Origin of the sequence: Granulicella sp. S190, from assembly GCF_009766095.1 — a bacterium.
In the GTDB taxonomy this organism is placed as follows: Bacteria; Acidobacteriota; Terriglobia; order Terriglobales; family Acidobacteriaceae; genus Edaphobacter.
Genome location: NZ_LMUD01000031.1, coordinates 48,206 through 70,391 on the forward strand (window position 1 = coordinate 48,206; position 22,186 = coordinate 70,391).

Below are 22,186 nucleotides of genomic sequence, written 5' to 3' on the forward strand. Positions count from 1 at the left end.
CCGCAACGCGCTTCTTGCGCTGCTCTTTAGCCGCCAGGTTCAGGTCCTCGAGTTCGCCGTACGAAAGCTCCAGAAAATCACGAAATTCGCTCAAAATAACACTCCTTCTGCAATGAGGTACACGTCTTACTGCAATGGCTGGGGAAGATGTTTTTAGGTGATTGGAAGAGAACGCATCAAACCTGCATCTGACCGCTCCACACCTCAAAACTAACAGAAAATTCATCAGCGAAAAAGCAAAGTCTGCAAAATCCAAAATCTCTAAAGTCCAAGCCAGTTGCTCCTGTTCGCTGCCCTCCCTCCGCCTGAATCGCACAGGCTCTTCGCAACGTCTAATCTCTTGTCTGCCGAATCCCTCGGCGAAAAGGAAAACCATGCAATATAAGACCCTCGGCGACACCGGACTTCTCGTCTCCACCCTCTGCTTCGGCACCATGACCTTCCACGGTGGCACCGGCTTCTGGAAGAACATCGGCGACGTCGATCAAGCGGGCGCCGACCAGCTCATCAAAGCCTCCATTGACGCAGGCATCAACTTCTACGACACCGCCGACGTCTACTCCGAAGGCGAAAGCGAAAAGGCCCTCGGCCAGTCGCTCAAGAATCTCAACATCCCCCGCAAGGATGTCATCATTGCCACCAAGGTCTTCGGCCGCACCGGCCCCGGCCGCAACGACGTCGGCGCCTCCCGCGGCCACATCATGGACGCCGTAGACGCCAGTCTCAGCCGCCTCCAGACCGACCACATCGACCTCTACCAGATTCACGGCAACGACTCCATCACTCCCATCGAAGAAACCCTGCGCGCCCTCGACACGCTGGTCACCTCAGGCAAGGTTCGCTACATCGGCGTCTCCAACTGGCTCTCCTGGAAGATCGCCAAAGCCCTCGCCATCTCCGAGTTCAAACACCTCGCGCGCTTCGACAGCCTGCAGGCTTACTACTCCATCGCCGGTCGCGATATCGAGCGCGATCTTGTGCCTCTGCTCGAAGCCGAAAAGACCGGCCTCCTGGTCTGGAGTCCGCTCGCCGGCGGCCTGCTCTCCGGCAAGTTCTCCCGCGAAAACCAGAAGCCGGAAGACTCCCGCCGCACCAGCTTCGACTTCCCCCTCGTCGACAAAGAGCGCACCTGGCGCATCCTCGACGTCATGGCTCCCATCGCCAAGGCGCACAACTGCAGCCCGGCCCGTATCTCCCTCGCCTGGCTGCTGACAAAACCCGTCGTCACCTCCATCATCATCGGAGCCAAGCGCCTCGACCAGCTCAACGACAACCTGGCCGCCGTCGATCTCAAACTCACCGTCGACGAGCTCAAGCAGCTCGATGAAGTCAGCGCACTCCCGCCCGAGTACCCCGGCTGGATGCTGCCCTTTCAAAGCGCTAATCGCCTCGAACCCGTGGCCCGCCCCCTCCCTACGACGAAATGAGCCGAACTCGGCCCAGGCCGGGTGCCCAACTTAGCGACCGCATCCTCCCGTCGCTAAGGTGGGCGTTCGTGCCGCGTGCGAACCGCTTTCATCTCGATCAGAAAATCGGAGCAGCAAGATAAACGAGGTATCCAAAGATTAACCTCCTGCAAATATCTGATACCCCGGCACCTCGGCCTCGAACCGCCAGCAAAATCTAGATAGACTAAAGAAGAAGATCATGACAACAAACAGCAAGTCCTCCGTACAACGCGTCGCCCTTATCCAAATGTCCTGCGAGCCCGACGTCCGGCTCAACCTCGATAAAGCCGCCGAGCGCGTCTTCGAAGCCTCTCGTCAGGGTGCCACCCTCGTCTGCCTGCCGGAGCTCTTCCGCGCCCAGTACTTCTGCCAGCGCGAAGATCACGCTCTCTTCGGCCTCGCGGAATCCATTCCCGGCCCCTCCACCGACGTCCTCTCCCGCGTCTGCAGCGAGACCGGCGTAGTCCTCGTCGCCAGCCTCTTTGAGCGCCGCGCCCCCGGCCTCTATCACAACACCGCCGTCACCATCGAGAAGGACGGCCGCATCGCCGACGTCTACCGCAAGATGCACATCCCCGACGACCCGCTCTACTACGAGAAGTTTTACTTCACCCCGGGCGACCTCGGCTTCAAGACCACGCAAACCACCTCCGGCCCCATCGGCACCCTCGTCTGTTGGGACCAGTGGTACCCCGAAGGGGCGCGCCTCACCGCCCTCCGCGGCGCCGAGGTCCTCTTCTTTCCCACCGCCATCGGCTGGCACCCCTCAGAGAAAGAGGAGTTCGGTGACGCCCAGTACGACGCATGGCAGACCGCGCAGCGCGCCCATGCCATCGCGAACGGCGTCTTTGTCTGCGCCGTCAACCGCGTCGGCCATGAGCACGGCGACGTCAAATTCAAAGTCACCGCGGCTGACGGCAACCCAGCCACAGTGGAGCTTCACGGCCCCGGAGATCACACTCCCAGCTCCGGCCTCCAGTTCTGGGGCGGCAGCTTCATCGCAGACCCCTTCGGCCGCATCCTCGCCAAGGCCAGCCACGACAAAGAAGAGATCCTCCTCGCCGACCTCGACCACAAGCTCATCGAGATCACCCGCCAGCACTGGCCCTTCCTCCGCGACCGCCGCATAGACGCCTACGAAGGCATCGCCAAACGCTTCATCGACTAGCTTCTGACCCCGTCTCCACACAACAACGAACGGGAATATTCAGCCCGCCCAGTTGTTATCATGGCCTGCATGCGCTGCGCCGCCGGGGGTCAGAGGCGCAGTACGCCTGTACGTCAAATCAAAAGGATCCTCCATGCGATTAAGAGATAAAGTAGCTCTGATCACAGGCGGCAACAGCGGCATCGGACTGGCCACCGCCAAACTGTTCGTATCCGAAGGCGCAAAGGTCGCTATCACCGGCCGCGATCAGAAGACACTCGATGCCGCTGCGCTCGAACTCGGCGACGAGGCTCTCGTAATCCAAGCCAACGTCACCGACCAGGCAGCCATGGAAAGAGCGATCGTTGCGACCGTAGAAAAATTCGACAAGCTCGATGTGGTCTTTACAAACGCTGGCACCGGCTACTTCACGCCGCTCGGAGGGACCTCAGCCGAATCGTTCGAGAACATCCTGAACGTAAATGTAACCTCCACGTTCCTTATCGTGCAGGCTTGCCTGCCACACCTCAAGCAAGGCGCGTCCATCATCTTGAACAGCTCGGTTCAGAATGTCGACGGAAAACCGCGCCTCTCCGCATACGCTGCAAGCAAGTCGGCGCTGCGAACCATGGTGAGGGCAATGGCCTCCGAGCTCTCACCGCGAGGAATTCGCGTCAATGCCGTCTCGCCAGGTTCAATCGACACACCCATCTGGGACAACGTCGCACCCAGCCCCAAAGAGAAAAAAAATCTCTACAACAGGTTGAAGAGAAGTATCCCCCTCGGCCGGGTGGGAACCCCGCTGGAGGTCGCCTACGCGGTCTTGTTTCTCGCCTCCGACGAATCCTCCTTCATCCAGGCAGCAGAGATCGTCATCGACGGCGGAGCCACAGGCGCAATGATGGGAGCACCAATCTACAACCAGTAACTCTCACAGTCCCTGTCCAGGAAGACCTGCCGGGTGCTCCATTCATGCAGCCTCGTCGCAGGAGTGGAAATTCACTCACGCGCAAACCGTTTTCCTTCCCGCACCGCAAACGAACTGCAACAAAATCCCATTACACTTTAAACAGACATGTCCCAGACATCCAACCACCAGCTCTACCGCATGCCCGCCGAGTGGGCTCCTCACGCCGCCACCTGGATCGCCTGGCCGCACAACTCCGACGACTGGCCTGGCAAGTTTCAACCCATCGCCTGGGTCTACGCTGAGATCGTACGCCACCTCTCCCGCGTCGAAGACGTACACATCCTCGTCAACAACGCCGAAGCTGAGCGCCGCGCCAACAATCTCCTTCGCCGTGCCGGAGCCAACCTCGCCCGCCTCCACTTTCACCTCTGGCCCACCGACCGCGTCTGGCTTCGCGACTCCGGCCCCATCTTCGTAAAAAATCCTGAAGGTCAGTTAGCCATCACCAACTGGCACTTCAACGCCTGGGCCAAGTACAACAACTGGCACAACGACGATCAAATCCCCGACCACGTCGCCAGTCTCTACGACATGCCTCAGTCGAAGCCTCACATCGGCCAACACCGCCTCGTCCTCGAAGGCGGCAGCATCGACACCAACGGTGCAGGCCTCCTCCTCACCACCGAAGAGTGTCTCCTCTCTGAAATCCAGCAGCGCAACCCCGGCCTCGGCAACGAAGCCGAAACCCGCCGTCTCCTCGAGCAAGCCTTCCACGACTACCTCGGCATCGAAAAGGTTCTCTGGCTGCACAAAGGCTGCGCCGGCGACGACACCCACGGCCACGTCGACGACATCACCCGCTTCGTCTCTGAAAACAAGATCCTCACCACTGTCGAACCCAACATCCACGACGAAAATCATCTCCCCCTCGCCGAAAACCTCGATCGTCTCCGCAGCTTTCGCAACCTCGCAGGCGAGCCCTTCCAGATCGTCGAGCTCCCCATGCCCGCGCCCGTCGTCTTCGAAGGCCAGCGTCTTCCTGCCAGCTACGCCAACTTCTACATCGCCAACGGCCTTGTCCTCGTCCCCACCTTCAACGACCCCAACGACCGTCACGCCCTCAACATCATCGCCGCCTGCTTCCCCGACCGCCAGATCGTAGGCATCCACGCCGTCGATCTCGTCTGGGGCCTCGGCACCCTCCACTGCCTCTCCCAGCAGGAGCCCGCATGAGCACCATGACCAATCCGCCCAATCCGTCCTACCGCACCGCCGTCGAAACCTATATCGCCACCCACGCCAACCCGACCCACAAGTTCGGCCATCAGCCCCGCCTCTACGCCCTCACCCAACAAATCGGCGCAGGCCTCACCTACGACGACGACGTAGTCTTCGCTGCCGTCTGGATGCACGATCTCGGCGTCTTCGTCGGCCACCGCCCCGAGGACGAGACCGCTCTCAAAACCTGGAACCACGTAGACTACGCCATCGAAAAAACTCCAGCGATCCTCAAAGAATCAGGCTTCCCCGAAGAAAAGATCCCCGCCGTCCTCGAAGTCATCCGCACTCACCAACCGCAGGACGCGCCCCTCACCCCCGAAGCCACCATCGCCCGCGATGCCGACATCCTCGAGCAGCTCGGAGCCATCGGCATCACCCGCACCCTTGCCAAACTAGGCAGCGACACCCGCTTCAACACCTTCACCGAAGCCCTCACCGCGCTCAAAAAACAACTCGCCATCCTCCCCGCTCAACTCCACCTCGAAACCTCGAAGACCCTCGCCGCTCCTCGCCTCAAGATCATGCAAGCCTTCCTCGAAGCCCTTGAATCCGAAGCCGGTCCAAACCTCTACTAGCTACACGTCGCCCCCGCCGCGGCTAAACTAGCTTCGATGCCGCCCTTCACAGAAACCAGCGAGACCGACGAATCCTTCCTCCGCGAAGCCATCGCCGAAGCCCGTAACGCCGAAGCCAACGGCGAAGTCCCCGTAGGCGCAATCGTCGTGCATAACGGCAGCATCATCGCCCGCGGACAAAACCGAGTCCTTCGCGACAGCGACCCCACCGCCCACGCCGAAATCGTCGCACTCCGCCAGGCCGGGCTCGCGTTCAAAAACTACCGCCTCGAAGGCTGCATCCTCTACGCCACCCTCGAGCCCTGCGCCATGTGCGCTGGAGCCATCCTCCACGCACGCATCTCCCGCCTCGTCTACGCCGCGCCCGACCCCAAAGCCGGGGCCTGCGGCTCCGTCCTCTCTGTCATCAACCACCCTCAGCTCAACCACAAAGTCAAAGTCACTCCCAACCTCCTCGCCGAAGAGTGCGGCACCCTCCTCACCGATTTTTTTCGCAGACGCCGTCTGGAAAAGTCACAAGCCCGCATCCTACAAAGCGAAGCAACATCCCCGCACGTTGCGAAGGAGACGACCGTGACAACAAAGAAGACAGCCAGGAAATGGTCCGCCAAGGTAGACACCGACTCCACCCATCCCGACGAGGGTCTCTTCAGCAAAAGCGCCTCTGCCATAGCCAAAGCCCTTGCCTCGAAGAAGGTCTCTCCCAAAGGCCCCGCCTCAGGCATGCGCATGTTGAACTTCTACATCAACCGCGCTGGCAAAAATCTGCCGCAGGAACGCCACGCCGAGCTGGAGAAAGCAAAAGCTCTCCTCTCCGAAATCATCGCTAAGCAAAAACCCGAGCCGAAAAAATCGGCTAAAAAAACCGCAGCAAAAAAATCCACGAAGAAGGCAGCAAAGAAGACCGCGAAGAAAGCCTCGAAAAAAACCGCCTCCAAAAAATCCACCAAAAAGTAGGAGCTCTTCATGTCAGGTCGTCTCGCAGGAAAGGTAGCAATCGTTACCGGCTCAGGCTCAGGCATCGGCCAGGCCATCGCCATCCGCTTCGCCAGCGAAGGCGCTACCGTAGTCATTGACTACCGCAACCACATCGACCAGGCACAGGAGACCGCCTCCAAAGCTGAAGCCGCAGGAGGAAAATCCATCCTCGTCAAAGCCGACGTCTCCAACCTCGCGGACACTCAAAATCTCGTCGGCCAGGCCTACAGCCAGCTGGGCCGTTGCGACATCCTCGTCAACAACGCCGGCATCGAAAAAGAAGCCGCCTTCTGCGACGTCACCGAAGCCGACTACGACGCCGTCCTCAACGTCAACCTCAAGGGCGCTTTCTTCCTCGCGCAAGCCTTCGTTCGCCGCCTCCGCGACGCCAAACTTCCTGGCCGCATAATCAACATCTCCTCCGTCCACGAGGACATGGTCTTCCCCAACTTCTCCACCTACTGCGTCTCCAAAGGCGGCATCCGCATGCTCATGCGCGACCTCGCCGTCGAACTTGGCCCCCTCAACATCACCGTCAATAACATCGCTCCTGGCGCCATCGCCACCCCCATCAACAACAAGCTGATGGACAATAAAGCGCAACTCGATGCCCTGCTCAAAAACATCCTGTTAGGTCGCATGGGCACACCCGATGACGTCTCCGGCGTGGCTCTCTTCCTTGCCTCCGACGATGGAGCCTACGTCACCGGCGCGACCTACTTCGTCGACGGTGGCCTGATCCGCAACTACCACGAGCAGTAGATCCCGACCGACGGGAGGGCGGCCGTATCGAGCGAAGCGAGGTTAAAACGCCACGAAGTGGCCGCCTCGCGCGCAGCGAGCCCGTCCGGCAGGACACGCCCAGCGGCCCATCAGGCGGGACAGGATAAAATAAAACTCTATGGATCTCACCGTCTACTCCGCCTCCTGGTGCCGCGACTGCCGCGAAGCCAAGCGCTTTCTCACCTCTCACAACATCCCCTACAAAGAGGTCGACATCGAGAACACCCCCGGCGCCGCCGAGCTTGTCATCGCGAACGTAGGCAAGCGAGCCATCCCGCAATTCGTCATCGACGGCAAATGGGTTCAGCCCTACCGCCCCGGCGAAGGCTTCCTCCACGACGAAATGGCCAAACTCCTGGGCGTCAACGGCTAAGCATCCACCCGAGCCGGAATTACCTCTCAGGCTCGGGCGATGCAATCTTTCAACTCGACAGGATCCTACTTCTTGAACGTCTCGGTATGCAGCTGAGCCAGCCACTTCCCGTCGCGCTTCACCCATACCGTTGAAGTCAGAGTCTCACTGGAGATGTCCTGCGGACCCGCCTTCGCCTCGAAGCGCACCCGCGCCACGATCAGGGCTGAGTTCGGAGAGAGCCGCCTCACCTGCGGATCTTGGATCTTGAAGCCCGAAAAGGTCAGATGGTTCAGCTGATCGATGTTGTCGGCTTTAGTGAACAACTTTCCAGTCGCCTCGATGCAAAGATAATCCGGAACGACAAGCTGCGTGAACGCATTGATATCTGGGTGAGCCCCAACAAACGTATTCCAGACCTTGGTCTCGTTGTCGAGAATGGTCTTGTTCAAATCCTGGGCTTGGGAAAAGGCGGTGACGGTAAATGCCATACAGAGGCCGACTACAAACTTGTTCATCTTCAAGGTCTACTATCTCCAGTCATAATGACACAGCAAATCAAAAAACTCTTATGCTGTGCTCGTCCCATTTTATCGTGTTGAGAGACTCTGATTCTTCCCTTCCTATCACCTCCACGGCCCTCTCGCGCCAGCAAATTCTAGATCCTCACAGAATCAATCTCCCGTCATAACCCCCGCCGTCGTCTAAACTCGAATCAGCCCAGAGAGCCACGGAGACACCGCTTTGATCGCACGCTACACACGCCAAGAGATGGGCCGCATCTGGTCCGACGCCAACAAGTACCAGTGCTGGCTCACCGTTGAAGTCGCCGCCTCCCAGGCCCTCGCTAAATTCGGCCTCGTCCCCCAGTCCGCCGCCGATACCATCCGCGACAAGGGCGCATTCACCGTAGACCGCATCAACGAGATCGAAGCCGAAGTCCGTCACGACGTCATCGCCTTCACCACCACCGTCGCCGAACACATCGCCGACCCCGAAGCTTCCCGCTGGCTCCACTACGGCCTCACCAGCACCGACGTCGTCGATACCGCGCAATCCCTTCAGCTCAAAGAAGCCTCCGCCATCATCCGCGCCGGCATTGTCGCTCTCTCCGAAACCCTCAAGAAGCGCGCGATAGAGTTCAAGCACACCCCCATCATCGGCCGCACCCACGGCATTCACGCCGAACCCAGCACCTTCGGCCTCAAGCTGCTGCTCTGGTACTCCGAGATGCAGCGTAACCTCACCCGCTTCGACGCCGCCGCCGAAGACCTCCGCGTAGGGAAGCTCTCCGGAGCCGTCGGCACCTTCGGCCACCTCAAGCCCGAACACGAAGAAGCAATTTGTAACCAATTAGGTCTCAAACCAGTCGCGGTAGCGACACAGGTAGTCCAGCGTGACCGCCACGCCGCCTACATCTCCACCCTCGCCGTCCTCGCCAGCACCCTCGACAAGATCGCCACCGAGGTCCGTCACCTCCAACGCACCGAGGTCCGCGAAGTAGAAGAGTTCTTCAGCGAAAAACAAAAGGGCTCGAGCGCCATGCCGCACAAGCGCAACCCCATCACCAGCGAGCAGATCTCCGGCCTCGCCCGCGTCATCCGCTCCAACGCGCAAACCGCCTTCGAAAACGTAGCCCTCTGGCACGAGCGCGACATCTCCCACTCCTCCGCCGAGCGCGTCATCCTCCCCGACTCCACCATCCTCGCCGACTATCTCCTCACCAAAACCGACAACCTCATCGCGAAGCTCATGGTCTACCCCGCCCGCATGTTGAAGAACCTCGAGTCCACCGGCGGCCTCATCTTCTCCGGCCAGCTCCTCCTCGACCTCGCCGAATCCGGCATGTCGCGCGAAGACGCCTACCGCCTCGTCCAGACCCACGCCATGAACTCGTGGAAGAACGACCTCACCTTTCGCGACGAAATCGCAAAAGTCCCCGAGATCACCGTCCGTCTCACCCCTGAAAAACTAGCCCGAGCCTTCGACTACACCCGCCAGCTCGCCAACGTAGACGCTATCTTCGACCGCGTCCTGAACCCTGCCTCCTGACGCATGCAGACCTCTCCTGCCAAAACCGCCGTCCTTCTCATCGACTGCCCCGACCGCAAAGGCCTCGTCGCCGCGATCGTCAACTTCCTCGTGCAGAAGTACGACATCAACATCCTCAACGCAGACCAGCATCAGGACGCCGAACTCGGCCTCTTCTTCATGCGCGTCGAGTTCGCCACCGAAGATCCTCTCTGCACCCAACAGGGCTTCCACGACGCCTTCGATCCGCTCGCCCGCCAGTTCCACATGAACTGGCGCATCGAGTTCGCCCATGCTCAGCAGAACGTCGCGATCTTCGTCTCCCAATATCTCCACTGTCTCGCCGACCTCCTCCACCGTCACCAGACCGGCGAGTTCTCCTGCAATCTCTCCCTCATCATCAGCAATCATGAGAACGCCCGCGCCCTCGCCGACTTCTACTCCATCCCCTTCCACCACATCCCCGTCAACGCCGAAACCAAGCCTCAAATCGAACCCCAGCAGCAGGCTCTCCTCACCGACCATCGCATCGACCTTATCGTTCTCGCCCGCTACATGCAGATCCTCTCGCCCACCTTCGTCCAGGCCTATCCCCGCCGCATCATCAACGTCCACCACTCTTTTCTCCCCGCGTTCGTTGGCGCAAAGCCCTACCACGCCGCCTTCGCCCGCGGAGTCAAACTCATCGGAGCCACCAGCCACTACGTTACCGAACACCTCGACGAAGGCCCCATCATCGAGCAGGACGTCGCCCGCGTCTCGCAAAACGATCAGCTCCCCGCCCTCATCCAGAAGGGTCGCGACCTCGAGCGCATGGTTCTCTCCCGCGCCGTCCAATGGCACCTGGACCACCGCATCCTCTCCTACGCCAACAAGACCGTCATCTTCGCCTGAGCCACCTCATCATCCGTCAGAGTCATCTTCTCTATCGACACCAACAGACCGAGATGAGACTTTCCTTGATACGGCTGCGCTATTCCTGGGATAAAAGGAGAGCGAGTCCCTCACACGCGAGCGCAACCCACCGGACACATGCCTTGTTCAACACCCCACAACATGAGACGATTTCTCTATGAGTGATTTCATCCCGAAACCAGCAGAAGTCAAAACACGCGGTCTAAGCCCGAAAGCCCAGAAGCTCCAGGCCGCGCGCGAAAAAGCAGCAGCCCAGGCAAAGGGTGGCGACAAATCCCTCGCCGGATCGTCGACCGCCTCCGTCAAGGCAAAGGACTCCTTCGCCGGAACCAAGAAAACAACCTTCCAGCGCAAAGCTGTCTAGCAACGTGGCGCCGGTCGCTCAGGCTTGTCTTCAACCCAGACCGGTGCCGCTGACGCATCACGCCCTCCGAATCCCATCTCCCACCAACCTCATCCAATCGCCATCAGCCACAAGGCCGAAAGGATCTCTCATGTCCCGCACCGCACTCATCGCTGGAGTCACCGGCATCGTCGGCAACAATCTCGCCCAGCAACTCCTCACCAACGGCTGGCAGGTTCACGGCCTCGCGCGACGAGCCTCCAACACCATCGACGGAGTCAACTTCATCGCCGCGGATCTCCTCGACCCAATCGCCTTGCGCACAGCGGTCGCCAACATCAAGCCCTCGCACGTCTTCATCACCACCTGGCTCCGCCAACCCACCGAAGCCGAAAATATCCGCGTCAACTCCGCCATGGTGCGCAATCTCCTCGAAGCCGTCGCGCCCGCCGACTCCGTCCGCCACGTCGCGCTCGTCACCGGTCTCAAACACTACCTCGGGCCATTCGAGGCCTACGGCAAAGGCAAGCTCCCCGCCACGCCCTTCCGCGAAGAGCAGCCCCGTCTCGACATCGAAAACTTCTACTATGCTCAAGAGGACGAGGTCTTCGCCGCAGCCGAGCGCCAGGGCTTCAACTGGAGCATCCACCGCCCGCACACCATCATCGGCTACGCCCTCGGCAACGCCATGAACATGGGCGTCACCCTCGCCGTCTACGCCAACATCTGCCGCGAAACCGGCCGTCCCTTTCTCTTCCCCGGCTCACCCACGCAGTGGAACAGCCTCACCGACATGACCGACGCAAGACTACTTGCCCGCCATCTCGAGTGGGCCGCGACGACTCCCATCGCGCACGATCACGCCTTCAACGTAGTCAACGGCGACGTCTTCCGCTGGAGCTGGATGTGGCCTCGCCTCGCCGCATGGTTCGGCATCGAACCCGCACCCTTCCCCGGCCAGGGCACCCCACTCGAACAACAACTCGCCGACACAGAAGACATCTGGCGCAACATCGCAAAGTCCCACAACCTCATCGAACCCAACATAAACAGCCTCGTCTCCGCATGGCATACCGACGCCGACCTCGGTCGCCCCATCGAAGTCGTCACCGACATGAGCAAGAGCCGCAAGTTCGGCTTCCTCGACTACCAACCCACCGACGAAAGCTTCTACGACCTCTTCACCCGCCTCCGCCACAACCGCATCATCCCCTAACCACGCAACGAAGCGAATCTGCTAGTTGCCGTTGCACTTGCTCTTGCAGTTGCCTGTTCTTTTGTTTGTCATCCCGTAGGGATCTGCGGTTGCTTTTGCAGTAGCTTGTTCTTTCCTCTCGAAGCGATCTGTCGCATTCGTTCTACCCTGGCCACAACCGCCATCTGCACCGCAATAGCATAATCAAACTATGCCCCTCCACGATCCCCTCATCCAAATCGTAGACACCGCAGTAGCCGACGCCTACCTTCGCGGAGGCGCACACCTCGTCTGTCACCCCGGCTGCTCCCAATGCTGCATCGGAGTCTTCCCCATCGCTCACGAAGACGCAGCCCGCCTCCGCGAGGGCCTCACCCTCCTTGAACAAACCGATCCCGAAAGATCCGCACGCATTCACGAAAGAGTCAAAGACTCCCTCACCCGCCTCGATCCCTGGTTCCCCGGAGACCTCGCCACGGGCATTCTCAACGAAGACCACGAAGCCGCCATCCTCTTCGAAGAGTTCGCCAACGACGAGCCCTGCCCCGTCCTCGACCTCACCACAGGAACCTGCGATCTCTACCAACACCGCCCCATCCTCTGCCGCACCTTCGGCCCACCCATGCGCAGCGAGGGAGACAACGGGGAGGTCAACCTCGCCACCTGCGAGCTCTGCTTCATCCACGCCACCACCGAAGAGATCGCCGCCTGCGAACTCGATCCCACCATCCCCGACCAGCAGAAATCCAGCAACACCACCTTCAACACCACCCATCACCTCCACGGGGAAACCCTCATCGCCTACGCCCTCCGCGATCCCAGCCAGCCTCACCCGTAGCTCGTGTCAAGCCCCTCAGCATCAAGGCGACTCTGCCTCTCCGCCTCAACCCACACAAAACACTTCCTTTCACTCCCATCAATAAATCGCGAAAGCATGGCGCATGAGTTATCGTTCCCTCCGTAAAATAGAGGAAGAGAGTACAGAGACGCTCCGAACCCCATATCGAGGCAAAAGATTGAATAAGAACGTGCGGTCCCAGACAAAACTCCCGTAAGCTGCACATTTCAGATATTTTGCACGTAACCCTTTTATTTGTAATATTTTAGCGGCACACCCCGTCGCTATCCTATTGTTACAAAAGCACTTGCGCCAAAAATACCCAGCAAGGGGGAGGGGGGTACCCCACCCGAAGTCGGAGAACATCATCCCGTGTCAGCACCTGCAAACATCACCCTCGCAGTCACCGGAGCCAGCGGCAGCATCTACGCGGCGGAGATCCTTCGCACCCTCGCCGCCGACACCAGGGTCACAAAGATAAACTTCGTCGCCTCAGACAGCGCCCTCCGCGTCTTCGCCGAAGAGCTCGAACTCAGCGGACGCAACGATCTCGCCGAAAAACTTCTCGGCGCCCCCTGCCCTAAGCTTCAGCATCACGCCGAAACCGACATCGGCGCCAACATCGCCAGCGGCAGCTATCCCACCGACGCCATGATCGTCCTTCCCTGCTCCATGGGCACCCTCGCTGCCATCGCCAACGGCCTTGCTTCAAACCTCATCCAGCGCGCCGCCGATGTCTGCCTCAAAGAGAATCACCCTCTCATCCTCTGCATCCGCGAGACACCCTTCAATCGCATCCACCTGCGCAACATGCAGCTCGCCTCCGACGCCGGAGCCACCATCTTCCCCGCCATCCCTACCCTCTACAACCATCCCCAAAGTACCCAGGAGATGGCGCGCCAGTTCGTTCACCGGGTCCTTGCCCACATAGGCCTTCCCCAGCCCGACGCCTACCAGTGGCAACCCGACTAAGCCAAAACTCCGCCAATATCCCACTGGAAACGCGCAGCGCAAGCTTCATCGCCAGTCATCTCCACGTTATAGCTTCAGCGGCTTGCCGAACTCTTCCCCAAACACCGTGTGTCCCATATCGAAGCGTCCGCCGTCGAACTTGTCAGCGCCCTTCACATGTCCCACCGCAAGCAGCGCCACCACCCAATAGCTGATCGGAAGCCGCAACGCCTCATGAACCTTATCCTGCTCGAACCCTTCCATCGGCGCGGTGTCATACCCCATCACCTCGGCCATCAGCAGCATATGCGTAAACGCCAGCATCACCTGCTTGTTCAGCCAGCCCTGCATCTGCGCACCACTAAAGCTCGACATGTAGTTCGGCACGCTGCTCTGGGCCTGCGCCGCGTAGCCCTCCGGCATCCCACCCTTGCGCCCATTCTCCAGCATCAAGTCCAGATCCTTCCGCCAGCCATCCGCATCCCCACACGCCACAATCACAACGGACGCCTCTTCCACCTTCCCCTGGTTGTAGCTCGCTGCGCGAAGCTTCTTCTTCTGTTCTGCAGACTGCACCACCACGAATCGCCAAGGCTGCATGTTATATCCACTAGGCGCATGCAGCCCTGCTTCCAGAATCTGCCGCAAGTCCTCTGCTGGGATCGGGGCCCCGTCAAAACTCGGCGTCGCTCTACGTTCTTGAATCGCTTGGATCAACGTTTTTTTTATCTTTGTCATCATTCTCTTTCTCATCTATCCAATAGACTGCCAGCTTCACATAGAAGGTTAGCCTTCATGCCTTGCATTGCTTACCGTCCCGCGGAAACGATTCTCAAGATAGCACTACCCAATCAAACACACGTCATAAGATCCAGAAAACTCATCTGCAGAGTCAATGAATCTCACTCATTGCCTCTTCCGTCGCAAACGGATTCTGCCCAGGAGCCTCAGCGAACATCCACACTCCATGGAACGGTTTTTTCATCTCTGGATACGCAGCGAGCAGTGCGGCCATCGCGTCTGAGTTGCGTTTACGAGCCGCAGCTGCATCTCCGATCTGGTCCACCTTGAGATGTGCGAGGATGTCGACCTTATCCTTCCCAAGGGAATCATCTACCCCTAAGCCGGTAAACCGGTACTCCATACCATCCGCACCCTTCACCACCAGCGGAGACTCGGTGCTCACTCCCTCCGACAGAGCGGGTGGCGCAGCCGTCGTCTGCTCTGCTTTCAGCTTCTCAAGATGGGTACTCTGAATAAAGTTGGTTGGCCTTAGCAGAATTTCAGCCTGTTCATAGTAGAGCCACGCGTTCCAATGTTCCTTCTGCAGAATCATCGATCGCGCCTGTGTCCAGTACCAGAGTCCATCATGACCCGCTGCCAGCAACGGCTTGGGATAAAACCCGGCCATCATCCATTGCCCCTGATCCTGTCGAAGCAAAAAAGACAATCGCCACGGAGAACTTCCGTCTGGAACATCCACCATTACGAATCCATATCGTCCTGGCGCCAACCCCGAGATCAGAAAATCCGCTTCGGCTACCGATCTATTCAACGAACAGAAAAACTGTGCATCCGACGCAGCCCCGTTTGCTCCAGGCTTCAACTGCGTTGCGTCCAGGACATAGACCTGTTCCACCTTTGGGGTGCCACTCTTTACCCGTACCGACGTGCTGCCAACCACGTCCCCGATGCCGCTGAAATCCTTGGCATACTCAGCCGCCGTAGCTGCACGAAGTCCACTCACGTCATTCGCTTGAACCTTTGCAGCCAAACTACGTGCTGCTGCCGCAAGAGCATCGCGATCAGCCGGAGCCATCTGTGACTGCGTCGTACATACCTCTGCCGATGCCTCCCCGCTCATCAGCAGTCCCAACGTCAACAATCCAATCCTGAGACCTGTCATTGCGCCCACCGTCACGCTTTTGAAAAGTCTCACTCGTTCCATTCGAGACTTGCAAAAGGGTGCTCCCAGTCTACAGCCAGGCACGCAAATCAAAGAAAGCGGCCTTCAGGAGACACTAAATCGCAGCGCCTAACGCCTGGCACTCTCATTCAGAGACCGCACCCGCTGATACATGCCATGAATCATGAAAAATGCCGGAGCCTCTGCACACTTTTTCCTCCCGCATAACCTTACCGACAAAAAGGTGTGGCTGCCGAGATCTCTCGCGACGCGAATCTTGACCTCCCGAACCGACAACGCAAACTCCAGGACGGGAACTTCAAACTGAAGGCAGCGTCTGATACCAAACGGAAGTCGGTCCCAGTCTGCAGAGGTCTGCATATGCTGTTTTCCCAACTCACGCGCCTCCTTTTGTTTGTCGTAGGGCACACTGCTCAGGGCGACCCTCTCGACTCGTCTCACGCACCGCGATGCCTGTCGTTCCGCATTGAGCGCAAACGAAAAGTACCCGTCCCCGAGAGAACCCATCAGATTCATAGGAAATATATTGCCGCTCCGCTCCTCCATCGCAGTAACAAGAACCACCGGACGAGGACAGAGAAACATCACCATCATCGCGTGAGCGTCAACTGCTGACATCCGGGCATTAGGAATTTTCCCATCCCTTCACGTCCAATACCGCCCTCCTTTGCAAGAAACACCGCATCAAGACCGGTCCCGCAATTGATCTCCAGTACATGATCGTCTCGTCGAAAGAGACGCTTCAGATCCTGCCACACGGCCTCACGCCGTGTCTTCCCGATCGTGGTCCCGGAAAAAACATCTTCATACGTCTCTGCGGCCGAGTCCCAGTATGCTTGAGCGGTTTGCATCGATTCGCCCTCGGCGCTCCCAGCGGTAGTCGTCATCTTTGCTCCAGTTCCTCACCTCATGCCAGTACAGAGCAGGGCAACTGTGAGCAGACTTTACAACGCTCCGCGCGCGGAGATGTCACAGAAATGTAACTCCTTCACACCCGTCCGCGATAAGCTGGATACTGATATCCGCAGATGACCTTCCTCCGCCACAAAGCGTCCTATCACTGTATGCAGACCATGGCGCCAATCCGTTGCATTGCCTTAGTTTGCGTGGCCTGCGCCACTCTGCTCTCTGCACAGACCCCACCGCCCCCGCAAGCCAAACCTTCTGCCGCTCAGCCGGCATCCACCCTGCCCGCGACCCCGGCCACCACCACGACTGAACCCTCGATTCCTCTTACGCCTTCCCAACAGCAGCCAAAGCGAGCGCAGGTAACACTAACCAGGAATACTCTTTCCGTCTTGGCGGATAACGCCAGCCTCAATCAAATCCTCCGCCAGATCTCTCATGAAACTGGTATGAAGATCACCGGAGGAGTAATAGACGAGAGAGTCTTTGGTCAGTATGGTCCCGCCGAACCAGCCCAAATATTGGCCCAGCTCCTGGATGGGACGGGCAGCAATATGCTTCTGATACACCGTGATGGCGCAGCCCCGGCAGAGCTTATCCTTACCCCTCGCCAGGGTGGCCCAACGCCGCCTAATCCCAACGCCTCCACCTTCGACGACAAACCTGACTCCGAGCAGCCCCAGCAATCCTCCGAACAGTCCGCGCCCACTGCCGAAGTACCCCCCGGAAACACGACTGTTCCCCCAATCGTCCCAGCCACGCCAAATGCGGCTGTACCAGCCGATGGATCTCAGCCGGACTCACCCAACGGCGTCAAAACGCCACAGCAGATCTACGAGCAGCTCCAGCGTATACGCCAGCAGCAAACCCCGCCTCAATAGTCTTTTAGTGGAAAAGCCGCAACCTGCTTCCAGGGGGGCAATCGAGTTAGTTCTTCGCAACCTGCACGGTGGCCGCCACCTGACGGGCCGCACTCCCCGCCACTTGGCGCACATGCATCTGGAAGGCGCTGAACATGGCGATACAAACCCCGTAAGCCACCAGAACACCTACTGCCAGAGAAGCCAGTACCGCAGACACCAACATGATCGACGAATTCACACCCACTCCTCAGTTCACCAGCCGTCAGGTCCATTTTGCCTGCGACAGACTTTCATATCGTGGCTATTGTTACAAACTTATCAGCCGATACAATGACCCGAAAGTGGATCATGTTGCTCCTTCGGATACATCTTTCCCACTCTGGAGTTGCCCGGGTCAAAACTACGTCCTCCATCCTGCAAGATGCCATCTTCCAAAATGCCGTATTCTAGAGTCTTGGCCGAACACCGCCTGAGACCTCCCATGGGCATTACACACATCACCGTCCGCGGCGCTCGCCAGCACAATCTGCGCAACGTCGACGTCAGCATTCCGCGCAATACCCTCACCGTCGTCACCGGTCTCTCCGGCTCCGGAAAATCCTCCCTCGCCTTCGACACCATCTACGCAGAAGGCCAACGTCGCTATGTAGAAACCTTATCGGCGTACGCCAGACAATTCTTAGATCAGATGGAGCGGCCCGACGTCGACGCCATCGACGGCCTCTCCCCCGCCATCTCCATCGAGCAGAAAACCACCTCCCGCAGCCCCCGCAGCACGGTCGGCACCATCACAGAGATCTACGACTACCTCCGCCTCCTCTACGCGAGTGTCGGCCAGCCCCACTGCCCCAATTGCCACCGCCCCATTACCCGCCAATCCGCCGAGCAGATCGTCGAACGCATCGCCGCCCTCTCCCCCGGCGAACGCATCACTGTATACGCCCCCCTCGTCCGCGGCCGCAAGGGCGAGTTCCGCGAAGAGCTCGAAGCCCTCGACCAACAAGGCTTCCGCGCGCGTATCGACGGCGAGATGACCGAGCTCACCGAGGGCATGCGCCTCGAAAAGCGCAAGAACCACACCATCGAAGCCGTCGTTGACCGCATCATCCTAAAACCCCTCCCGCCTGAAGCGAGAGAACCCAACACCAACTCTGCCCTTGCCAACGCTGCCCCCAAGTACGACCTTCGCCGTCTCGAGACTTCCGTCGCCAAGGCCCTGCAAATGGCCAACGGTCTCGTTCTGATCGGCATCCACGGCATGGACGAAACCCTCTACTCCTCCTCCATGGCCTGCCCCGACTGCGGCATCAACGTCCCACGCCTTGAGCCACGCAGCTTCTCCTTTAACTCCAACTACGGCGCCTGCCCCAACTGCCACGGCCTCGGCAGCATCTACGACTTCGACCCCGCCAAGACCATCTCCGACTGGTCCAAGCCGCTCCTCGACGGAGCCATGGGACCTGGCTCAGGCTCCGCCTACCTCCTCCGCCTCATCAAGCTCTTCGCCGAAAAAACCAAGATCAACATCAAGGTTCCCTTCGAAGACCTCACCACCGAGCAGCAAAACCTCTTCCTCTACGGCCCCCCCCGCGCCGAAGCCGGTCGCACAGGCTTCCACGGCATCTTCGACTACCTCCGCTCCAACCTCGAAGACACCAAATCCGAGGGCTACCGCGAGTACATGATGCAGTACATGTCCGCGACCATCTGCCCCGTCTGCAAAGGCCGCCGCCTCCGCCCCGAATCCCTCGCAGTCACCGTCAACGGCGCATCCATCGCCGACTTCACCGCCCTACCCCTCGAGCGTGCCCTCACCTCCGCCCGCAACATGAACTTCGTCGGCCGCGACCGCCTCATCGCCGACCGCCTCCAGCGCGAGATCATCGAACGTCTCGAGTTCCTCAATCAGGTCGGCCTCGGCTACCTCGCCCTCGACCGATCCGCCGCTACCCTCTCCGGCGGTGAAGGCCAGCGCATCCGCCTCGCCACGCAGATCGGCTCCCGCCTCCGCGGCGTCCTCTACGTCCTCGACGAGCCCTCCATCGGCCTCCACCAGCGCGACAACCAACGCCTCATCTCCGCGCTCGAAAACCTCCGCGACCTCGGCAACACTGTTCTCGTCGTCGAGCACGACGAAGATACCATCCGCAAAGCCGACTACGTCCTCGACCTCGGCCCCGGCGCGGGCAAAAACGGCGGCTACCTTATCGCCGACGGCAACCCGCAACAAATCATGGACAACCCGGCCTCCGTCACCGGCCAGTACCTCGCGGGCAAAATCGAAATCGTAGCCCGCACTGAACCCCGCGCCCTCACCGGCAACTGGATCACAGTAGAAGACGCCCACTCGCACAACCTGCAAAACGTCACCGCCCACTTCCCTCTCGGCGTCATGACCGTCATCACCGGAGTCAGCGGCAGCGGAAAATCCACCCTCGTCAACGACATCCTCTATCGCTCCCTGGCCAAGGAACTCTACGGCTCCCGCGAAGAGCCCGGCCAGCACGGCAAGGTTATCGGCATCGACCAGCTCGATAAGGTCATCCAGATCGATCAGTCAGCTATCGGCCGCACCCCACGCAGCAACCCAGCGACTTACACGGGGGTATTTACAGCAATAAGGGACCTCTTCGCCATGCTCCCCGAATCCCGCGAGCGCGGCTACAAACCCGGTCGTTTCTCCTTCAACGTCCAGGGCGGACGATGCGAAGCCTGTCAGGGTGAAGGTCAGCGCCGTATCGAGATGAACTTCCTGCCCGACGTCTACGTCCTCTGCGAAGTTTGTAACGGACGTCGTTACAATCAGGAGACCCTCTCCGTAAAATTTAATGGCTACAGCATCGCCGACCTCCTCGACCTCCCCATCGCCGACGCCGTCCCCATCCTCAAAGACATCCCCACAGTCAACATCAAGCTCCAAACGCTAGTCGACGTAGGCCTCGGCTACATCCATCTCGGTCAATCCGCCACTACCCTCTCCGGCGGCGAAGCCCAGCGCATGAAGCTCGCCCGCGAGCTCAGCAAGCGCCAGACCGGCCGCACCCTCTATCTCCTCGACGAGCCCACCACCGGCCTCCACTTCGACGACGTCCGTAAGCTCCTCGAAGTCCTCCATCGCCTCACCGACCTCGGCAACACCGTCGTCATCATCGAGCACAATCTGGACATCATCCGCAACGCCGACTACATCCTCGACATGGGCCCCGAGGGCGGCGAAGGCGGAGGCCGCGTCATCGCCCACGGCACGCCCGAGCAGATCGCCACCGTCGCCGCCTCCCACACCGGCAGCTTCCTCGCCCGTTACTACACCTCCCACAACTCCAACTTCGCCAGCCGCAACGGCACCAGCCACGCTGGCCCCCAGCCCCTTACCATCGCTGCTGCCCCCGACAAAAAGAAGGAATCGCGCGGCAAATTCATCGCGCCAGAAAAGAAAACCGGACTCGCCAAGGCCAGCGCCACCAAGCCCGAAGAGAGATCCCCCAAAAGCATCAAGCCAAAAGCCGCAAAGAAGTCCACAATAAGCAAAGCAGCAGCTCAAAAAGAATCAGCACCCAAGAAGAAAGCATCCGCCTCAAAGCCGGCCCCGCGCACGACTAAAGCATGAGCGACCTAACCCCGAACCCCGCCACACCAGCCGCCGGATCCCCCGCGTCCCGATCCCTTAGCTCGGACATCTCCCAAAGCACTGCCGATTTTTTCTCTACGGATCCAATTCCGGTCGCACCCCAAAGCCGAAGCCAATCCGACGCTCCCGTGCGCCCGATCCTCCCCGAACGCCCAATACTCCCCGAACTCTCCATCCTTCCCGAAGGCGAGGCCATCCTCCAGCCTCCCATGGACAACACCCCCAACGACGCGCCCGAAGACGCACCTCACCGCATCCCCAACCTCGGCCACGCGCTCCTCTTCCTCGCTATCGCCGGCGTCTTCCTCTTTCTCACCCAGCTCATTCTTCTCGGCTTAACCCACGCCCCCGCGATCGGGGGCAAGCTATCCGCCGCCTCCATCCCGCCAAAGCTACTCATAGCTTCGGAGGCATTCACCTATCTCGCAACCCTGGCCATCTCCTGGTTCGTCTTCCCTCTGCTGTGGAAGCGCCCCTTCACCAACGGCATAGACGCCAACCCAGACGCCGCGCGGCGCAACGCCATCCGCCTCATCCCCATCGGCCTTACCCTCTCCTTTGCGGTACAAGCCATCTCGTCGGTCATCGCAATCCCTAAAGACATCCCCATGGACGACTTCTTCCGCACTCCATCGGACGTCTGGCTGGTCACCCTCTTCGGAGTCCTCCTCGCCCCTCTCTTCGAAGAGATCCTCTTCCGCGGCTTCCTCCTGCCCGCCGTCGCCATCGCCTACGATTGGCTCTCGCTCCCCCGCATCCCCGCCGCCCGCGAACTCTGGCAGTCTAATAATAAGATCTCCACACCGGCCTTAGTCTTCTCCGCTGTCTTCACCAGCATTCTCTTCGCCGCTCTACACGGCCAGCAGACCGCATTCACCTGGCCCGTACTGCTTCTTCTCTTCTGCGTCTCGCTCATCCTCAGCGCCGTCCGCATCCGTCTCCGCTCCGTCCTAGCCTCCACCCTCATCCACGCCAGCTACAACTTCACCATCTTCCTCACCGCTTTCATCGCCACCGGCGGCTACCGCCACCTCGACAAGCTCTCCCACTAACCCACACGCAAAAGGAAAAGACTGTTCCACCCTCGCTATTTCGCTTGATCTTCAACAGCAATC

General features: G+C 59.6%; 23 protein-coding genes. 17 read left to right on the forward strand and 6 right to left on the reverse strand.

Annotated elements, in window-relative coordinates; genetic code table 11:
- Positions 1-374: 374 nt before the first annotated feature.
- From GSQ94_RS16030 to GSQ94_RS16065, 8 genes are all read left to right on the forward strand, one after another.
- Entirely contained in the window at positions 375-1,427 is a 1,053-nt protein-coding gene (locus GSQ94_RS16030) for an aldo/keto reductase (RefSeq protein ID WP_158944873.1), read from the forward strand.
- 220 nt (positions 1,428-1,647) lie between these two features.
- Positions 1,648-2,616, forward strand: a complete 969-nt coding sequence (locus GSQ94_RS16035; RefSeq protein WP_158944874.1) for a carbon-nitrogen hydrolase — start codon at positions 1,648-1,650, stop codon at positions 2,614-2,616.
- Between the two features lie 133 nt (positions 2,617-2,749).
- Positions 2,750-3,523 carry an SDR family NAD(P)-dependent oxidoreductase gene (locus GSQ94_RS16040; protein ID WP_158944875.1) on the forward strand — a complete coding sequence of 258 codons (774 nt, stop codon included), beginning with the start codon at positions 2,750-2,752 and terminating at the stop codon, positions 3,521-3,523.
- A 147-nt stretch (positions 3,524-3,670) separates the two neighbouring features.
- Positions 3,671-4,738 (forward strand): agmatine/peptidylarginine deiminase, encoded by a 1,068-nt coding sequence (locus tag GSQ94_RS16045; RefSeq protein WP_158944876.1) that lies wholly within the window; start codon positions 3,671-3,673, stop codon positions 4,736-4,738.
- The gene (locus tag GSQ94_RS16050; RefSeq protein WP_254063920.1) at positions 4,735-5,361 is read left to right on the forward strand and encodes an HD domain-containing protein; all 627 of its coding nucleotides are present in this window, start codon (positions 4,735-4,737) and stop codon (positions 5,359-5,361) included. Before GSQ94_RS16045 ends, GSQ94_RS16050 begins: the two co-directional genes overlap by 4 nt.
- Positions 5,362-5,397: 36 nt before the next feature.
- Positions 5,398-6,318 (forward strand): tRNA adenosine(34) deaminase TadA, encoded by a 921-nt coding sequence (gene tadA, locus GSQ94_RS16055; protein WP_158944877.1) that lies wholly within the window; start codon positions 5,398-5,400, stop codon positions 6,316-6,318.
- 9 nt (positions 6,319-6,327) lie between these two features.
- Positions 6,328-7,101 carry an SDR family NAD(P)-dependent oxidoreductase gene (locus GSQ94_RS16060; protein ID WP_158944878.1) on the forward strand — a complete coding sequence of 258 codons (774 nt, stop codon included), beginning with the start codon at positions 6,328-6,330 and terminating at the stop codon, positions 7,099-7,101.
- Between the two features lie 139 nt (positions 7,102-7,240).
- Positions 7,241-7,495 carry a glutaredoxin family protein gene (locus GSQ94_RS16065; RefSeq protein ID WP_158944879.1) on the forward strand — a complete coding sequence of 85 codons (255 nt, stop codon included), beginning with the start codon at positions 7,241-7,243 and terminating at the stop codon, positions 7,493-7,495.
- A 65-nt stretch (positions 7,496-7,560) separates the two neighbouring features.
- Here GSQ94_RS16065 and GSQ94_RS16070 read toward each other — a convergent pair whose 3' ends face one another.
- Complete coding sequence (locus tag GSQ94_RS16070; RefSeq protein ID WP_158944880.1) at positions 7,561-7,992, reverse strand: nuclear transport factor 2 family protein; 432 nt, start codon at positions 7,990-7,992, stop codon at positions 7,561-7,563.
- A gap of 226 nt (positions 7,993-8,218) precedes the next feature.
- Between GSQ94_RS16070 and purB the strand changes: the two genes are divergently transcribed.
- The 6 genes from purB (at position 8,219) to GSQ94_RS16100 (ending at position 13,768) form a co-directional block, all read left to right on the forward strand.
- Positions 8,219-9,526, forward strand: coding sequence for an adenylosuccinate lyase (gene purB / locus GSQ94_RS16075; protein ID WP_158944881.1), 1,308 nt, complete (start codon positions 8,219-8,221; stop codon positions 9,524-9,526).
- A gap of 3 nt (positions 9,527-9,529) precedes the next feature.
- Positions 9,530-10,399: a formyltetrahydrofolate deformylase gene (gene purU / locus GSQ94_RS16080; protein WP_158944882.1), complete on the forward strand. Its 870-nt coding sequence runs from the start codon at positions 9,530-9,532 to the stop codon at positions 10,397-10,399.
- Positions 10,400-10,577: 178 nt separating this feature from the next.
- Positions 10,578-10,784, forward strand: a complete 207-nt coding sequence (locus GSQ94_RS16085) for a hypothetical protein (RefSeq protein ID WP_158944883.1) — start codon at positions 10,578-10,580, stop codon at positions 10,782-10,784.
- Between the two features lie 130 nt (positions 10,785-10,914).
- Positions 10,915-11,979 carry an SDR family oxidoreductase gene (locus GSQ94_RS16090; RefSeq protein WP_158944884.1) on the forward strand — a complete coding sequence of 355 codons (1,065 nt, stop codon included), beginning with the start codon at positions 10,915-10,917 and terminating at the stop codon, positions 11,977-11,979.
- A 190-nt stretch (positions 11,980-12,169) separates the two neighbouring features.
- On the forward strand, positions 12,170-12,796 hold the full coding sequence (locus GSQ94_RS16095; protein ID WP_158944885.1) for a YkgJ family cysteine cluster protein: 627 nt from the start codon (positions 12,170-12,172) through the stop codon (positions 12,794-12,796).
- A 372-nt stretch (positions 12,797-13,168) separates the two neighbouring features.
- Entirely contained in the window at positions 13,169-13,768 is a 600-nt protein-coding gene (locus GSQ94_RS16100; RefSeq protein ID WP_158944886.1) for a UbiX family flavin prenyltransferase, read from the forward strand.
- A gap of 66 nt (positions 13,769-13,834) precedes the next feature.
- Here GSQ94_RS16100 and GSQ94_RS16105 read toward each other — a convergent pair whose 3' ends face one another.
- From GSQ94_RS16105 to GSQ94_RS16115, 4 genes are all read right to left on the reverse strand, one after another.
- Positions 13,835-14,485, reverse strand: coding sequence for a nitroreductase family protein (locus GSQ94_RS16105; RefSeq protein WP_158944990.1), 651 nt, complete (start codon positions 14,483-14,485; stop codon positions 13,835-13,837).
- A gap of 154 nt (positions 14,486-14,639) precedes the next feature.
- The gene (locus tag GSQ94_RS16110; protein WP_254063921.1) at positions 14,640-15,686 is read right to left on the reverse strand and encodes a hypothetical protein; all 1,047 of its coding nucleotides are present in this window, start codon (positions 15,684-15,686) and stop codon (positions 14,640-14,642) included.
- Positions 15,687-15,782: 96 nt separating this feature from the next.
- On the reverse strand, positions 15,783-16,292 hold the full coding sequence (locus GSQ94_RS21895) for a flavin reductase (protein ID WP_371417539.1): 510 nt from the start codon (positions 16,290-16,292) through the stop codon (positions 15,783-15,785).
- Positions 16,265-16,561: a hypothetical protein gene (locus GSQ94_RS16115; protein ID WP_158944887.1), complete on the reverse strand. Its 297-nt coding sequence runs from the start codon at positions 16,559-16,561 to the stop codon at positions 16,265-16,267. Before GSQ94_RS16115 ends, GSQ94_RS21895 begins: the two co-directional genes overlap by 28 nt.
- A gap of 468 nt (positions 16,562-17,029) precedes the next feature.
- Between GSQ94_RS16115 and GSQ94_RS16120 the strand changes: the two genes are divergently transcribed.
- Positions 17,030-17,461, forward strand: coding sequence for a hypothetical protein (locus tag GSQ94_RS16120; RefSeq protein WP_158944888.1), 432 nt, complete (start codon positions 17,030-17,032; stop codon positions 17,459-17,461).
- A 46-nt stretch (positions 17,462-17,507) separates the two neighbouring features.
- Here GSQ94_RS16120 and GSQ94_RS16125 read toward each other — a convergent pair whose 3' ends face one another.
- Positions 17,508-17,681 (reverse strand): hypothetical protein, encoded by a 174-nt coding sequence (locus tag GSQ94_RS16125; RefSeq protein WP_158944889.1) that lies wholly within the window; start codon positions 17,679-17,681, stop codon positions 17,508-17,510.
- A gap of 243 nt (positions 17,682-17,924) precedes the next feature.
- Here GSQ94_RS16125 and uvrA point away from each other — a divergent pair, with 243 nt between their 5' ends.
- Both uvrA and GSQ94_RS16135 read left to right on the forward strand, forming a co-directional pair.
- Positions 17,925-21,050, forward strand: coding sequence for an excinuclease ABC subunit UvrA (gene uvrA / locus GSQ94_RS16130; protein WP_158944890.1), 3,126 nt, complete (start codon positions 17,925-17,927; stop codon positions 21,048-21,050).
- Positions 21,047-22,123, forward strand: a complete 1,077-nt coding sequence (locus tag GSQ94_RS16135) for a CPBP family intramembrane glutamic endopeptidase (protein ID WP_216843110.1) — start codon at positions 21,047-21,049, stop codon at positions 22,121-22,123. Before uvrA ends, GSQ94_RS16135 begins: the two co-directional genes overlap by 4 nt.
- Positions 22,124-22,186 lie beyond the last annotated feature (63 nt).

Excerpts from the sequence above, each read along its gene's own strand:
- GSQ94_RS16030 (WP_158944873.1), top strand. The coding sequence starts at position 375 with ATGCAATATAAGACCCTCGGCGACACCGGACTTCTCGTCTCCACCCTC.
- GSQ94_RS16035 (WP_158944874.1), top strand. The coding sequence starts at position 1,648 with ATGACAACAAACAGCAAGTCCTCCGTACAACGCGTCGCCCTTATCCAA.
- GSQ94_RS16040 (WP_158944875.1), top strand. The coding sequence starts at position 2,750 with ATGCGATTAAGAGATAAAGTAGCTCTGATCACAGGCGGCAACAGCGGC.
- GSQ94_RS16045 (WP_158944876.1), top strand. The coding sequence starts at position 3,671 with ATGTCCCAGACATCCAACCACCAGCTCTACCGCATGCCCGCCGAGTGG.
- GSQ94_RS16050 (WP_254063920.1), top strand. The coding sequence starts at position 4,735 with ATGAGCACCATGACCAATCCGCCCAATCCGTCCTACCGCACCGCCGTC.
- tadA (WP_158944877.1), top strand. The coding sequence starts at position 5,398 with ATGCCGCCCTTCACAGAAACCAGCGAGACCGACGAATCCTTCCTCCGC.
- GSQ94_RS16060 (WP_158944878.1), top strand. The coding sequence starts at position 6,328 with ATGTCAGGTCGTCTCGCAGGAAAGGTAGCAATCGTTACCGGCTCAGGC.
- GSQ94_RS16065 (WP_158944879.1), top strand. The coding sequence starts at position 7,241 with ATGGATCTCACCGTCTACTCCGCCTCCTGGTGCCGCGACTGCCGCGAA.
- GSQ94_RS16070 (WP_158944880.1), bottom strand. The coding sequence starts at position 7,992 with ATGAACAAGTTTGTAGTCGGCCTCTGTATGGCATTTACCGTCACCGCC.
- purU (WP_158944882.1), top strand. The coding sequence starts at position 9,530 with ATGCAGACCTCTCCTGCCAAAACCGCCGTCCTTCTCATCGACTGCCCC.
- GSQ94_RS16085 (WP_158944883.1), top strand. The coding sequence starts at position 10,578 with ATGAGTGATTTCATCCCGAAACCAGCAGAAGTCAAAACACGCGGTCTA.
- GSQ94_RS16090 (WP_158944884.1), top strand. The coding sequence starts at position 10,915 with ATGTCCCGCACCGCACTCATCGCTGGAGTCACCGGCATCGTCGGCAAC.
- GSQ94_RS16095 (WP_158944885.1), top strand. The coding sequence starts at position 12,170 with ATGCCCCTCCACGATCCCCTCATCCAAATCGTAGACACCGCAGTAGCC.
- GSQ94_RS16105 (WP_158944990.1), bottom strand. The coding sequence starts at position 14,485 with ATGACAAAGATAAAAAAAACGTTGATCCAAGCGATTCAAGAACGTAGA.
- GSQ94_RS21895 (WP_371417539.1), bottom strand. The coding sequence starts at position 16,292 with ATGTCAGCAGTTGACGCTCACGCGATGATGGTGATGTTTCTCTGTCCT.
- GSQ94_RS16115 (WP_158944887.1), bottom strand. The coding sequence starts at position 16,561 with ATGACGACTACCGCTGGGAGCGCCGAGGGCGAATCGATGCAAACCGCT.
- GSQ94_RS16120 (WP_158944888.1), top strand. The coding sequence starts at position 17,030 with ATGAAGATCACCGGAGGAGTAATAGACGAGAGAGTCTTTGGTCAGTAT.
- uvrA (WP_158944890.1), top strand. The coding sequence starts at position 17,925 with ATGGGCATTACACACATCACCGTCCGCGGCGCTCGCCAGCACAATCTG.
- GSQ94_RS16135 (WP_216843110.1), top strand. The coding sequence starts at position 21,047 with ATGAGCGACCTAACCCCGAACCCCGCCACACCAGCCGCCGGATCCCCC.